Source organism: Paraburkholderia sp. HD33-4, from assembly GCF_021390635.1.
Classification (GTDB): Bacteria; Pseudomonadota; Gammaproteobacteria; order Burkholderiales; family Burkholderiaceae; genus Paraburkholderia.
In genome coordinates, this window is the sequence record NZ_JAJEJS010000001.1 from 1,096,835 (window position 1) to 1,110,990 (window position 14,156).

The window sequence follows — 14,156 nt, forward strand, 5'->3', positions numbered from 1 at the left end:
CATCGATGCCGTCAATGGATGCAGCGCATTGCACAGCGCGTGGGGCGCATCATCGCATGAAGTGGCGGCGATACGTTCACGCGCATCGAGCAGAGCAGCCGCGATGCGCCCTCAGCAACGAACGGATGCCAGGCGTCGCCGTGCCCGGCTCCAGCACTCACGCGCGATGATACGGATGATTCTGCGTGATGGTCCACGCGCGGTAAAGCTGTTCGGCCAGCAGCACGCGCACCATCGCGTGCGGCAGCGTGAGGCTCGACACGCGCAGCATCATATCGGCGCGTGCCTTCAGCTCGGGATCGAGCCCGTCCGCGCCGCCGATCAGAAAGGCCACGTCGCGGCCGTCCTGTTGCCAGCCCGGCAACGCGCCAGCAAGCTGCATCGTGGTCCAGTCCTTGCCGCGTTCGTCGAGCGCGACGATGCGTGCGTTCTTCGGCAACGCGGCTTCGATCTTCTGCCGCTCGGCGGCCATCACGCTTTCGGCCGAACGGCCTGACGAGCGCTGCTCCGGTTTGATCTCGCGCAGCTCGATGCGCAGCTCGGGCGGCATGCGCTTCGCGTATTCGTCGAAGCCGGTCGCGATCCAGTCCGGCATCTTGTGGCCGACGGCGAGGATATGCAGTTTCATCGCGAGGAAAGAAGCGGTGTGGCTGACACGCCGCGCTTACTTGCGGCGTGCCGAGGTCTTGCGCGCGGGCTTCGCGGCCGGCGCTTCCTCTTCTTCCTCGTCGTCGGGCTCGCTTGCGTGCGCGCCGCCGAACGGGTTCGGCGTCGACAGCTTGATGCGCACCGGCTTGTCGCCCCAGATTTCCTCGAGGTTGTAGTACTGGCGCAGTGCCGGCTGCAGGATGTGGACGATCGCGTCGCCGCAATCGACCAGCACCCATTCGCCGATGTCCTCGCCCTCGGTGCTGATGATCTCGCCGCCGGCTTCCTTCACGCCTTCGCGCACGCTCGACGCGAGCGCCTTGGTTTGCCGGTTCGACGTGCCGCTCGCGACGATTACGCGATCGAACAGCGAGGTGAGGTGGCTGGTGTTGAACACCTTGATGTCTTGCGCCTTGACGTCTTCGAGAGCGTCGACGATTACGCGCTGCAGTTTGCGAATATCCATGGAGTTACCGGTGGTACAGATGATGTTGAAGAATATAGTCCCACACCGCGGCGGGGACGTGACTCGCGGCCTGATGCTGTGTTGCGCTGCCCGCACCCGCGTGGGCGAGCCGCTGGTTGACCTGCTCGCGCAGATGCGCGCGAATGTCGGTGGCCGATACGTTGAACGCGAGCGTCGTGTCGATCAGCAGATGGCCGCAGGGCGTAGCCTGCAGCACATCGGCGCGGGCACGACGCGCGGCGATTTCCTTGGCAACCTCGGGGGCGACCGACCCCAGGTCGAAGCCGGGCCGCGTGGCCGCGCCGATATGCGCGAGCTCGAACAGGCGCCGCCAGTCGCGCCATGTGTCGAGATGCACCAGTTGATCCGCGCCGATCAGCAGCGTGATCGATGCGTCGTCGCCTTCGCGCTCGCGCCAGCGTTGCAGCGTGTCGACCGTGTAGGTCGCACCTTCGTGCTCGATTTCGTCGGTCGCGACGCGCACCGTCACGCCGGGAATCGCGAGCGATGCGGCCGCCGCGCGCGTCATCGCGAGTCGATGCTCGGCGGGCGACACGTCGGTCTTCTGCCACGGCTGGCCGGCCGGCAGCAGCACCAGTTCGGTCAGCCGCAGCACGTCGGCGAAGCGCCGCGCGAGCGCGAGATGGCCGTCGTGGATCGGATCGAATGTGCCGCCCAGCAGACCGATCCGGCGAGGCAGGGCGACAGGGTGAGCGTTCGGCTTCAGGTGAGGATCCTTTGTCGTGACCGTAAGCAAGACAGGCGGCGCGTCACACCCACTCGCGCGGCACGAGGAAGTCGCTGTACAAACGCGCTTCCGGCGTGCCCGGCTCGGGCTGCCAGTCATAGCGCCAGTTCACCACGGGCGGCATCGACATCAGGATCGATTCGGTGCGTCCGCCGCTCTGCAGTCCAAACAGTGTGCCACGGTCGAAGACCAGATTGAACTCGACGTAGCGGCCGCGCCGGTAGGCCTGGAACGCGCGCTCGGCCTCGCCGTACGGCGTGTCGCGGCGCCGCTCGATGATCGGCATGTACGCTTTCAGAAACCCCTCGCCGACGCTTTTGAGCATCGCGAACGACTCGTCGAAGCCCGGCGCCGAGAAATCGTCGAAGAAAATCCCGCCGATGCCGCGCGGCTCGTTGCGGTGCTTCAGGAAGAAGTACTCGTCGCACCAGCGCTTGAAGCGCGGGTACAGGTCCGCGCCGTACGGCGCGAGCGCGTCGCGGCACACCTGATGGAAATGCCGCGCGTCCTCTTCGTAGCCATAGTAGGGCGTCAGGTCCATGCCGCCGCCGAACCAGAACACCGGCTCTTCGCCTTCCTTCGTCGCGACGAGCAGGCGCACGTTCATGTGCACGGTCGGGCAGTGCGGATTGTGCGGGTGCAGCACGAGCGACACCCCCATCGCCTCGAAGCCGCGCCCGGCCAATTGCGGCCGCGCGGCGCTCGCCGAGCCCGGCAGCGCGTCGCCGGCCACGTCGGAGAAGCCGATGCCCGCGCGCTCGAAGAACTGACCGCCTTCGAGAATCCGCGTGACGCCGCCGCCGCGCAGCTTCTCGCCGGGCGCGCGCTGCCACGCGTCGGTCGCGAACGCGGTGCCGTCGAAGGCGCCGAGCGTGTCCGCGATATGCGATTGCAGGCCTTGCAGCCAGCTGCGCACGGCTTGTGCGTCGTAGCTCGAATTGCTCATGAATGCAGGTTCTGAGGGCGGCACGCTCGTCGTGCCGCGGGTTCTTCGAAAGAGGGCGATGGCCGCGTTCGCGTCAGGCTGGCTGCCTGCGTGCCCGGACCGCTCATTCGGATTGCGTGGGTGCCGAAGGCGAATTTGGGAGGCGGCGTGCCGCTTCGGTCGATTCGCGGGCTTCGGGCCCGTCTGCCGCGACGAGCGCGAAAGATTCAGTGTAGCGCGCGTCGTACAGCGGACCCGCACTGCAGTGCCTGTGGCACCGTCAGTGCGCAGCCCGCAGCCCGCGGCGCGCGGCGCGCCGCGCGCCGCTCGCGCGGCGGCCGGCGCAAGCGCCGCTTACTTGCCGTCGTGCTTGCGATTGAGCGCGCGATAGCCGATGTCGCGGCGATACTGCATGCCGTCGAACGCGATCTGGTTGATCGTGCCGTACGCGGCCGATTGGGCACTGCGCACCGAATCCGCCAGACCGACGACGCACAGCACGCGCCCGCCCGAAGTGGTCAGCTTGCCGTCCGCCAGCGTGGTGCCGGCGTGGAACGTGACCGAATCCGCGGTTTCGGCGGGGATGCCGTTGATGCGGTCGCCCTTCCTCGGCGTGTCCGGGTAGTTGTGCGCGGCGAGCACGACGCCGAGCGCGGTGCGGCGGTCCCATTCGAGCTCGACGGTGTCGAGCGTGCCGGCGATCGCGTGTTCGACCACCTTCGAATAGTCGCCCTTCAGGCGCGCCATGATCGGCTGCGTTTCCGGGTCGCCCATCCGGCAGTTGAATTCGAGCGTCTTCGGGTTGCCTTGCGCGTCGATCATCAGGCCGGCGTACAGGAAGCCGGTGTAGCGGATGCCTTCCTTCTCCATGCCGCGCACGGTCGGCAGGATGATTTCGCGCATCACGCGCGCATGCAGCTGCGGCGTGACGATCGGCGCGGGCGAGTAGGCGCCCATGCCGCCCGTGTTCGGGCCCTGGTCGCCGTCGAGCAGACGCTTGTGATCCTGGCTCGACGCGAGTGCGAGCACGTGCTTGCCGTCGACCATCACTATGAAGCTCGCTTCCTCGCCGGCGAGGAATTCCTCGATCACGACGCGCGCGCCGGCGTCGCCGAGCTTGTTGTCCGACAGCATCATGTCGACCGCGGCGTGCGCTTCTTCCAGCGTTTGCGCGACCACCACGCCCTTGCCGGCGGCGAGGCCGTCGGCCTTGATCACGATCGGCGCGCCCTTGGCGTCCAGATACGCGTGCGCGGCGGCGACGTCGGCGAAGGTTTCGTATTCGGCGGTCGGGATGCCATGGCGCTTCATGAACGCCTTGGCGAAATCTTTCGAGCTTTCGAGCTGGGCGGCCTCTTTGGTCGGCCCGAAGATTTTCAGACCGCGCGAGCGGAACAGATTGACGATGCCTGCCGCGAGCGGCGCTTCCGGCCCGACCAGCGTGAACGCGATCTGTTCTTTTTCGACGAAATCCGCGAGCGCGGCCGGCTCGGTGATGTCGATGTTGAGCAGACGCTCATCCTGAGCGGTGCCGCCGTTGCCCGGCGCGACGTAGACGAGCTGGACCCGCGGCGATTGCGCGAGCTTCCATGCGAGCGCATGTTCGCGACCGCCGGAACCGACGACGAGTAACTTCATGTGAATCCCCGAGACTTAAAAACCATAAACGGCCGAGCGGTGTGCTCGGCCGTGCAATAAACCATCAACAGCAAGGACCAGCGGCCCCGCGTCCACCGCCATCATTCGTCGGCGATCGACGCGTTTGTATAGACTTCCTGCACGTCGTCCAGATTTTCCAGCGCGTCGAGCAGCTTCTGCATTTTCACGGCATCGTCGCCGGTGAATTCCACTTCGGTCTGCGGCTTCATCGTGACCTCGGCCAGTTCGGCCTTGAAGCCCGCTGCTTCGAGCGCAGCCTTCACCTTCGAAAAATCGTGCGGCGGACACAGCACTTCGATACTGCCGTCGTCGTTCGTCTGGACGTCGTCGGCGCCCGCTTCGAGCGCGGCTTCCATCAGCGCGTCTTCGGCGGTGCCGGGCGCGAACAGGAACTGGCCGACGTGATCGAACATGAACGACACCGAGCCGTCCGTGCCCATGTTGCCGCCGTTCTTCGAGAACGCGTGGCGCACTTCCGCGACGGTGCGCGTGCGGTTGTCGGTCATCGTGTCGACGATCACCGCCGCACCGCCGATGCCGTAGCCTTCGTAGCGGATTTCTTCGTAGTTCGCGCCGTCCGCGCCGCCGACACCGCGCTGGATCGCGCGGTTGATGTTGTCTTTCGGCATGTTGGCGTCGTACGCCTTGTCGACCGCGAGCCGCAGACGCGGGTTCGAGTCGATTTCGCCGCCGCCCAGACGGGCCGCAACCTGGATTTCCTTGATGAGCCGCGTCCAGACCTTGCCACGCTTGGCATCGGCCGCTGCTTTCTTATGCTTGATGTTGGCCCATTTCGAATGACCCGCCATACTTTTCTCCGTCGCGCGCGCCAGCGGGGCGCACGCATAGTGCAATTGTCGTTGCGATGTCGGGCGCCTCGCGTGTTGCGCCTCGCCTGTTGTGTCCCGATCCCAAACCGTCAGGTGAAAGGCTGCCGGCCGCTCGTGCTCGTTGCTCGCGTGGGCCCGTCGGGGCCCGTCGGGGCGGCCGCCCGTGCCGCCAATCTCAGTCTGGCCGTTCCCGCGCGTCGCTCCACGCTTGCCCGCCGCCAGGCGTTCGTCCCGGTTCATGCATGACCGCGGCCCAGGCGGGGCCGCAGGGCGGCAGCGCGGTGGGGGGCGGTCAGCTTGCGCGGCCAGGCGCCGCATGACCTGATGCGAAGGCGCGGGGCGCCAGTCGAAATTGCAGACAATGGTGCGAGTGATCGTGCGGGTCGAGGCGCTCGTCGAGCGGATTCGAATTTTATCACGCCGCGTGGGTGCGGCAGAGGGGGCCGCGGCGCGAAACCGGCCGCAAATGCAGCGAAATCGACGCGAAATTGAAATGGATGCGGCGCGGATGCGTCGCCGGGACGGGGCGGATGCGGTCCCGGGCGGGGCCGGCTTTGGGGCCGCGGCCCCGCCGGGCGGTCCGCGCCGTATCAGTTCTTGGTGCCGAACAGGCGGTCGCCCGCGTCGCCGAGACCCGGCACGATGTACGCATGCTCGTTCAGATGGGAATCGAGCGACGCGACGAACAGCTTGACGTCCGGGTGCGCGTCCTGGAACACCTGCACGCCCTCGGGCGCGGCGACGAGCGCGAGGAACATGATGTTCTCGGCGGCCACGTTGCGGCGCTTGAGCACATCGACGGCGTGCACGGCCGAGTAGCCGGTCGCGACCATCGGATCGCACAGGATGAACACGCGGTCTTCGAGATCCGGCAGCCGCACCAGATATTCGACCGGCCGATGGTCCTCCGCGCGATACACGCCGATGTGGCCGACCCGCGCCGACGGCACCAGCTCGAGCAGACCGTCCGACATGCCGACGCCCGCGCGCAGCACCGGCACGATCGCGAGCTTCTTGCCGGCGATCACCGGCGCGTCGATCTCGACGAGCGGGGTGGTGATGCGGCGTGTGGTCATCGGCAGGTTGCGGGTGATTTCGTAGCCCATCAGCAGCGTGATTTCGCGCAGCAGTTCGCGGAACGTGCGCGTCGACGTGTCCCGGTCGCGCATGTGCGACAGCTTGTGCTGGATCAGCGGGTGATCGAGGATGAAGAGATTGGGGAAACGGCTGTCCTGGGTCATGGCGGGCTCGCGCGGGGCGGCAAGGTGGATCGGTTCGGCGCGCTCATCCGTCGGTTCGTCCACCCCGGGAAACCGGGCGGAGGGTAGGAAAAGCGCGCCACCGCGCAAGTTTACCGAAAGAGTGCCGCCCGGCGATACCTGAGATTGCAGCGACGCGCCACAGTCCGGCACCGATTCTTCTAGAATCTGGGGAAACTTCGCCACGAGGGCATACACATGGATCTGGGAATCGCAGGACGTACCGCGCTCGTTTGCGCGGCCAGCAAGGGTCTGGGACGCGGCTGCGCGGAAGCGCTCGCCGCCGAGGGCGTCAACCTGACGATCGTCGCGCGCACCGCCGAAACGCTCGAAGCGACCGCCGAGGCGATCCGCCAGCAAAGCGGCGTCGAGGTGAAGGCCGTCGCATGCGACATCACCACGCCCGAAGGGCGCGCCGCCGCGCTCGCCGCGTGCCCGCAGCCGGACATCCTCGTCAACAACGCGGGCGGGCCGCCGCCGGGCGATTTCCGCAATTTCACGCACGAGGACTGGATCCGCGCGCTGGAAGCCAACATGCTGACGCCGATCGAGCTGATCCGTCAGACCATCGACACGATGAGCGCGCGCGGCTTCGGACGCATCGTCAACATCACGAGCTCCGCGGTGAAGGCGCCGATCGACGTGCTCGGTCTGTCGAACGGCGCGCGCTCGGGGCTGACCGGTTTCGTCGCGGGTCTCGCGCGCAAGGTCGCGCCGACCGGCGTGACGATCAACAACCTGCTGCCGGGCCTGTTCGACACCGACCGCATCGCGGTCACGTTCGAGGCGCAGGCGAAGACGCACAATATTTCGATCGACGAAGCGCGCAAGCAGCGCATGAAGACGATCCCCGCCGGGCGCTTCGGCAATCGCGAAGAATTCGGCCGTGCCTGCGCGTTCCTGTGCAGCACGCACGCGGGCTACATTACCGGGCAGAACTGGCTGATCGACGGCGGCGCCTATCCGGGCACGTACTGAGCGGGCACCTACCGAGCCGCCGCGCGCGGACGGCACGCGTCACATCACAACAACGATAGTCACAACGGCTTGAGGAGTCTTACGTCATGAGCACCCGCATTGCGCTGATCGCGCACGATCACAAGAAGGACGACATCGTCAAACTGGCCGGCGAATTCGTCGACACGCTCGCGCGCTGCGAGATCGTCGCGACCGGCACGACCGGCGGACGCATCAGCGACGCGCACGGCCTCAAGGTCGAGCGCATGCTGTCGGGCCCGCACGGCGGCGACCTGCAGATTGGCGCGCAGCTTGCCGAAGGGCGCGTCGACATGGTGATCTTCCTGCGCGACCCGATGACGCCGCAGCCGCACGAGCCGGACATCAATGCGCTCGTGCGCGCGTGCGACGTGCACAACATTCCGTGCGCGACGAACATTTCGACCGCGCGCATGGTGCTCGACGCGCTGAGGCTGCGCCTGTCCGGTGACGCGTGAGCGCGCGGCTCGCCGCACCCCCATCCCTAAAGAACAAGGAGACATGATGGTCAAGGCAATCCGATTCGACAAAACCGGCGGCCCCGAAGTCATGAAATGGGTCGACGTCGACGTGGGCGAGCCCGGCGCGGGCGAGATCCGCATCCGCCAGACGGCGGTCGGCCTCAACTACATCGACGTGTATTTCCGCACCGGTCTGTATCCGTTGCCGCTGCCGGGTGGTCTCGGCATGGAGGCGGCCGGCGAGGTCAGCGCGCTCGGCTCGGGCGTGACCGGTCTGAAGGTGGGCGATCGGGTCGCCTATGTCGCGCGGCCGCCCGGCGCGTATGCGCAGGAGCGCGTGCTGCCGGCCGCGCAGGTCGTCAGGCTGCCCGATTCGATCAGCGACGAGCAGGCCGCGTCGGTGATGCTGCAAGGCCTGACCGCGCAGTATCTGCTGCGCCGCACGTATCGGGTGAAGGCCGGCGACACGATCCTGATTCAGGCCGCGGCGGGCGGCGTCGGTCTGCTCGTGTGCCAGTGGGCGAAGGCGCTCGGCGCGACGGTGATCGGCACGGTCGGCTCCGACGAAAAAGCCGAGATCGCGAAAGCGCACGGCTGCGACCACGCGATCGTCTATACGCGCGAGAACTTCACGAAGCGCGTACGCGAGATCACCAACGGCGCGGGCGTGCCGGTCGTCTACGATTCGATCGGCAAGGACACCTTCGAAAAGTCGCTCGACTGTCTTGCGCCGCTCGGCCTGTTCGTGAGCTTCGGCAACGCGTCGGGTCCGCTGCCGCCGATCGACTCGTCGGAATTCGCGGGACGCGGCTCGCTATTCTTTACGCGCCCGACGCTCTTCACCTATATGGCCAAACGCAGCGACTACGAGGCGATGTCGGCCGAGCTGTTCGACGTGCTGAGTTCAGGCAAGGTCAAGACCAGCATCAATCAGCGCTATGCGCTGCCGGATGTCGGGCAGGCCCATGCGGACCTCGAAGGGCGCCGCACGACGGGCTCGACGATCCTGCTGCCGTAAAAATCACAGCGCGGCCCCCGACCGCGCTAGCCGCCTCCCTCAAGTCAAGGCCGTTTCATCGCGAGATGAAACGGCCTTGTCCGTTTACGCGATTTTTACGCGCGCCCCGCGATCTTTGACCAGCCCTTTAGGCGGATCGGCATACCGTTCCATCTATCCAAAATCCGTAAATGGGGAACAAAAATGGATGTGCTGTATGTCGGGGGCCTGGCGCTGTTCGCCGTGCTGACCTTTGGGCTGATTGGCGGCTGCGAGAAGCTGATGCAGTTCCGTCGCGGACAGGGAGCACGCTGATGACCTGGATGCTATGGCTGGCCGGCGCGTCCACCGCGCTGCTGTTCATTTATCTCGTGTATGCGCTGCTGCGCGCGGAGGACATTGAATGAACACGAACGATGTCCTGCAGGCGAGCCTTTTTATCGTCGTGCTACTGGCCGCCGCGGTGCCGGTGGCGAGCTATCTCGGCGCCGTGATGGACGGCAGCTCGCGCGTGGTGCGCTTCGGCGCGCCGCTCGAACGGCTGCTTTACCGCATCGCCGGCGTCGATCCATCGCAGGAAATGGGCTGGAAGCACTACGCGATCGCCACGGTCGCGTTCAATGTGTTCGGCATGACATTCCTGTATGTGCTGCTGCGTGTGCAAGGTTGGCTGCCGGGCAATCCGCAGCAGTTCGGCGCGATGTCGGTCGACAGCGCGTTCAACACCGCGGTCAGTTTCGTGACCAACACGAACTGGCAGGACTACACGCCCGAGCAAACGGTCAGCTATCTGACGCAGATGCTCGGCCTGACCGTGCAGAACTTCCTTTCGGCGGCAACCGGCATCGTCGTCGTGATCGCGCTGATTCGCGGCTTCGCGCGTCATACCGCGCAGACGATCGGTAACTTCTGGGTCGACCTCACGCGCGTGACGATGTATGTGCTGATTCCGATGTCGATGATCATCGCCGCGCTGCTGATGAGCCAGGGCGTGATCCAGAACTTCAAGGCATATCAGGACGTGCCGACGCTGCAGACCACCACCTACGCCGCGCCGAAACTCGACGCGCAAGGCAATCCGGTGAAGGACGTGAAGGGCAATCCGGTGACGGTCGATACGCCCGTGAAGACGCAGACGATTGCAATGGGCCCGGTCGCATCGCAGGAAGCGATCAAGATGCTCGGCACCAACGGCGGCGGCTTCTTCAACGGCAACTCCGCGCATCCGTACGAAAACCCGACGCCGTTCTCGAACTTCGTGCAGATCTTCTCGATCCTGATCATCCCGGCCGCGCTCGCGCTCGTGTTCGGCCGCGTGATCGGCGACCGCCGGCAAGGCGTGGCCGTGCTCGCGGCGATGACGATCGCATTCGGTGTCTGCGTGTTCGGCGAGATCAGCGCCGAGCAAAGCGGCAATCCGGCGTTCACGGCGCTCAACGTCGATCAGTCGGCCAACGCGCTGCAGGCGGGCGGCAATGCCGAAGGCAAGGAAACGCGCTTCGGTATCGCGCAGTCGGGCATCTTCACGGTCGCGACCACGGCGGCTTCATGCGGCGCGGTCGTCAATACGCACGACTCGCTGACGCCGATCGGCGGCCTGTACCCGATGCTGCTGATGCAGCTCGGCGAAGTGATCTTCGGCGGCGTCGGTTCCGGCATGTACGGGATGCTGGTGTTCGCGCTGCTCGCGGTGTTCGTCGCGGGACTGATGATCGGGCGGACTCCTGAATATGTCGGCAAGAAGATCGAGGCCTACGAGATGAAGATGGTGTCGATCGTGGTGCTGCTCACGCCGCTGCTCGTGCTGGTGGGCACCTCGATCGCGGTGCTCACGGATGCGGGCAAGGCCGGCATCGCCAACCCCGGCGCGCACGGCTTCTCCGAGATCCTCTACGCGTTCAGCTCGGCCGCGAACAACAACGGCAGCGCGTTCGCGGGGCTCTCGGTGAATACGCCGTTCTACAACTGGCTCACCGCGATCGCGATGTGGTTCGGCCGCTTCGGCACGATCGTGCCGGTGCTTGCGATCGCGGGCTCGCTCGCCGCGAAGAAGCGTATCGGCGTCACCGGCGGCACGCTGCCGACGCACGGACCGCTGTTCGTCGTGCTGCTGCTCGGCACGGTGCTGCTGGTCGGCGCGCTGACCTACGTCCCGGCGCTCGCGCTCGGTCCCGGCGTCGAGCATCTGATGATGATCGGCGTGCATTGACGCGGCCTCGATCAACGACGCCAACGACCGAACCGGCGCTTGCACGCGGCACGCCTGCAAGCGCACACGGATATTCGAGGATTCAATGACTGAACATAACGCTACACGGTCCATGTTCGACCCGGCGCTGCTGCGCCCGGCGATCGTGGACTCCTTTAAAAAGCTGACGCCGCGCACGCAGTTTCGCAACCCGGTGATGTTCTGCGTGTACGTCGGCAGCATTCTGACCACCATTCTGTGGATCGCCGCGCTCGGCGGTCAGGCCGAGGCGCCCGCGGGCTTCATTCTCGCGGTCACGCTCTGGCTGTGGTTCACGGTGCTGTTCGCGAACTTCGCGGAGGCGCTCGCCGAAGGCCGCTCGAAAGCGCAGGCCGCGTCGCTGCGCAGCGCGAAGAAAGACGTGATGGCCAAGAAGCTCAACGAGCCGCATCCGAAGTCGCCGATCCGCATCACGACCGCGACCGATCTGCGCAAAGGCGACGTCGTGCTGGTCGAGACCGGCGACGTGATTCCGGCCGACGGCGAAGTGATCGACGGCGTCGCGTCGGTCGACGAGTCGGCGATCACCGGTGAATCGGCGCCGGTGATCCGCGAGTCGGGCGGCGACTTTTCGTCGGTGACGGGCGGCACGCGCGTGCTGTCGGACTGGATCGTCGTGCGTGTGACGGCGAATCCGGGCGAGGCGTTCCTCGACCGCATGATCGCGATGGTCGAAGGCGCGAAGCGTCAGAAGACGCCGAACGAAATCGCGCTGACCATCCTGCTCGTCGCGCTGACGATCGTGATGTTGCTCGCCACCGCGACGCTGCTGCCGTTCTCGATCTTCTCGGTCGAAGCCGCGAAAGCGGGCCACGTGGTGACGATCACCGCGCTCGCCGCGCTGCTCGTGTGCCTGATCCCGACGACGATCGGCGGTCTGCTGTCGGCGATCGGCGTGGCCGGCATGAGCCGCATGATGCAGGCGAACGTGATCGCGACCTCGGGCCGGGCGGTCGAAGCGGCCGGCGACGTCGACGTGCTGCTGCTGGACAAGACCGGCACGATCACGCTCGGCAACCGCCAGGCGTCGCAGTTCCTGCCCGCGCCGGGTCTGAGCGAAGAAGCGCTGGCCGATGCCGCGCAACTGTCGTCGCTCGCCGACGAAACGCCGGAAGGCCGCAGCATCGTCGTGCTCGCGAAGCAGCGCTTCAATATCCGTCAGCGTGATATGGGCTCGTTGCACGCGGTGTTTCTCGCGTTTACCGCTCAGACCCGCATGAGCGGCGTCGATCTGTCTCCCCCGGGCACCCCCGCCGGCACGCATGGCCGTGAAATCCGCAAGGGCGCGGCCGATGCGGTCAAGCAATACGTCGAAGCGAACGGCGGCCGTTTCCCGACCGAAGTCAGCAATGCGGTCGCCGAGGTCGCGCGCCGCGGCAGCACGCCGCTCGTGGTCGCCGAGAAGGGCGAGCAGGGCGCGCGCGTGCTCGGCGTGATCGAGTTGAAGGACGTCGTGAAGGGCGGCATCAAGGAGCGCTTCGCCGAGTTGCGCAAGATGGGCATCAAGACCGTGATGGTGACGGGCGACAACCGCCTGACCGCCGCCGCGATCGCGGCCGAAGCGGGCGTCGACGACTTCCTCGCGGAAGCGACGCCCGAAACGAAGCTCGCGACGATCCGCGCGCATCAGGCCGAAGGGCGTCTGGTCGCGATGACCGGCGACGGCACTAACGACGCGCCCGCGCTCGCGCAGGCCGACGTCGCGGTCGCGATGAACACCGGCACGCAGGCGGCGAAAGAGGCCGGCAACATGGTCGACCTCGATTCGAATCCGACCAAGCTGATCGAGATCGTCGAGATCGGCAAACAGATGCTGATGACGCGCGGCTCGCTGACCACGTTCTCGATCGCCAACGACGTCGCCAAGTACTTCGCGATCATCCCGGCCGCGTTCGCGTCGACGTATCCGGCGTTGAATGCGCTGAACGTGATGCATCTGGCGACGCCGACCTCGGCGATCATGTCGGCGGTGATCTTCAACGCGCTGATCATCGTGCTGCTGATTCCGCTCGCGCTGAAGGGCGTGCGCTATCGCGCGCTAGGCGCCGCGATCCTGCTGCGCCGCAATCTGCTGATCTACGGCCTCGGCGGGATCATCGTGCCGTTCATCGGCATCAAGCTGATCGATATGGTGCTGGCCGCGTTCGGCTGGGTGTGAGCGCAAAGCGCGTCGCTACGCAGTAACCAGAAGTGATGAATAGGGAAAGAGACCCATCATGAAAAATCTGTTCCGTCCGCTGATCGTGATCTTCGCGGTGCTGACCGCGCTCACCGGACTCGCTTATCCCGCCGTGATGACCGCGTTCGGCCAGGCGGCGTTTCACCAACAGGCCAACGGCAGCCTGATCGAGCAGAACGGCAAGGTGGTCGGCTCGACGCTGATCGGCCAGCAGTTCGACGCGCCCCAGTATTTCTGGGGCCGGCTGTCGGCGACGAGCCCGATGCCGTACAACCCGCAGAACTCGGGCGGCTCGAACCTCGGGCCGAACAACCCGGCGCTGCTCGACGAGATCAAGGGCCGTCTCGACGCGCTGAAGGCCGCCGGCACCGACATGTCGAAGCCGGTGCCGGTCGATCTGGTGACGTCGTCGGGCAGCGGCCTCGATCCGGAGATCAGTCCGGCAGCGGCCGCGTACCAGGTCGCGCGGGTCGCGCAGGCCCGTCACCTCGCGCCGAGCGACGTGCAGGTGCTCGTCGAGCGCTACACGACGGGGCGTCAGTTCGGCGTGCTCGGCGAGCCGCGCGTGAATGTGCTGAAGCTCAATCTGGCGCTCGATGAAATGAAGCGCGGTTGACACTGAACGCAACGGCAAAGCTCCGGCCGCGCTTGCGGTTCATCGATAAACAGCGGCGTCCGCGTGGCGCCGCGCCGCCATTTGCGGACTGGCGCGGGCCGTGCCACCATGCAGGCACCGCCGC

General features: G+C 66.3%; 15 protein-coding genes. 8 read left to right on the forward strand and 7 right to left on the reverse strand.

Features of this window, described 5'->3' with window-relative positions; all coding sequences use genetic code 11:
- Positions 1-157: 157 nt before the first annotated feature.
- From rlmH to upp, 7 genes are all read right to left on the reverse strand, one after another.
- Positions 158-628 (reverse strand): 23S rRNA (pseudouridine(1915)-N(3))-methyltransferase RlmH, encoded by a 471-nt coding sequence (rlmH, locus tag L0U84_RS04895; protein ID WP_008919684.1) that lies wholly within the window; start codon positions 626-628, stop codon positions 158-160.
- Positions 629-664: 36 nt separating this feature from the next.
- Entirely contained in the window at positions 665-1,114 is a 450-nt protein-coding gene (rsfS, locus tag L0U84_RS04900) for a ribosome silencing factor (RefSeq protein ID WP_233848200.1), read from the reverse strand.
- A gap of 4 nt (positions 1,115-1,118) precedes the next feature.
- Positions 1,119-1,814, reverse strand: a complete 696-nt coding sequence (locus L0U84_RS04905) for a nicotinate-nucleotide adenylyltransferase (protein WP_233851936.1) — start codon at positions 1,812-1,814, stop codon at positions 1,119-1,121.
- Between the two features lie 70 nt (positions 1,815-1,884).
- Complete coding sequence (gene hemF / locus L0U84_RS04910) at positions 1,885-2,808, reverse strand: oxygen-dependent coproporphyrinogen oxidase (RefSeq protein WP_233848203.1); 924 nt, start codon at positions 2,806-2,808, stop codon at positions 1,885-1,887.
- Between the two features lie 333 nt (positions 2,809-3,141).
- A complete protein-coding gene (purD, locus tag L0U84_RS04915) occupies positions 3,142-4,425 on the reverse strand; it encodes a phosphoribosylamine--glycine ligase (protein ID WP_129959591.1) in 1,284 nt (427 codons plus the stop codon).
- Positions 4,426-4,526: 101 nt separating this feature from the next.
- Complete coding sequence (locus L0U84_RS04920; protein ID WP_233848205.1) at positions 4,527-5,255, reverse strand: YebC/PmpR family DNA-binding transcriptional regulator; 729 nt, start codon at positions 5,253-5,255, stop codon at positions 4,527-4,529.
- Between the two features lie 611 nt (positions 5,256-5,866).
- Complete coding sequence (upp, locus tag L0U84_RS04925; protein WP_062126416.1) at positions 5,867-6,517, reverse strand: uracil phosphoribosyltransferase; 651 nt, start codon at positions 6,515-6,517, stop codon at positions 5,867-5,869.
- Between the two features lie 216 nt (positions 6,518-6,733).
- On the opposite strand from upp, the gene L0U84_RS04930 reads away from it, so the two are divergent.
- The 8 genes from L0U84_RS04930 (at position 6,734) to kdpC (ending at position 14,032) form a co-directional block, all read left to right on the forward strand.
- The gene (locus L0U84_RS04930) at positions 6,734-7,513 is read left to right on the forward strand and encodes an SDR family oxidoreductase (RefSeq protein ID WP_233848208.1); all 780 of its coding nucleotides are present in this window, start codon (positions 6,734-6,736) and stop codon (positions 7,511-7,513) included.
- Positions 7,514-7,599: 86 nt separating this feature from the next.
- Entirely contained in the window at positions 7,600-7,989 is a 390-nt protein-coding gene (locus tag L0U84_RS04935) for a methylglyoxal synthase (protein WP_129959597.1), read from the forward strand.
- Between the two features lie 46 nt (positions 7,990-8,035).
- Positions 8,036-9,010 (forward strand): quinone oxidoreductase family protein, encoded by a 975-nt coding sequence (locus L0U84_RS04940; RefSeq protein WP_233848209.1) that lies wholly within the window; start codon positions 8,036-8,038, stop codon positions 9,008-9,010.
- A gap of 183 nt (positions 9,011-9,193) precedes the next feature.
- Positions 9,194-9,304 (forward strand): potassium ABC transporter ATPase, encoded by a 111-nt coding sequence (locus L0U84_RS04945; protein WP_129959723.1) that lies wholly within the window; start codon positions 9,194-9,196, stop codon positions 9,302-9,304.
- The gene (gene kdpF, locus L0U84_RS04950; protein WP_085484604.1) at positions 9,304-9,396 is read left to right on the forward strand and encodes a K(+)-transporting ATPase subunit F; all 93 of its coding nucleotides are present in this window, start codon (positions 9,304-9,306) and stop codon (positions 9,394-9,396) included. Before L0U84_RS04945 ends, kdpF begins: the two co-directional genes overlap by 1 nt.
- A complete protein-coding gene (gene kdpA, locus L0U84_RS04955; RefSeq protein ID WP_233848210.1) occupies positions 9,393-11,198 on the forward strand; it encodes a potassium-transporting ATPase subunit KdpA in 1,806 nt (601 codons plus the stop codon). Before kdpF ends, kdpA begins: the two co-directional genes overlap by 4 nt.
- A gap of 85 nt (positions 11,199-11,283) precedes the next feature.
- On the forward strand, positions 11,284-13,395 hold the full coding sequence (gene kdpB / locus L0U84_RS04960; RefSeq protein WP_233848211.1) for a potassium-transporting ATPase subunit KdpB: 2,112 nt from the start codon (positions 11,284-11,286) through the stop codon (positions 13,393-13,395).
- Positions 13,396-13,453: 58 nt separating this feature from the next.
- Positions 13,454-14,032 (forward strand): potassium-transporting ATPase subunit KdpC, encoded by a 579-nt coding sequence (gene kdpC, locus L0U84_RS04965; RefSeq protein ID WP_233848213.1) that lies wholly within the window; start codon positions 13,454-13,456, stop codon positions 14,030-14,032.
- The last annotated feature ends 124 nt before the right edge of the window (positions 14,033-14,156 follow it).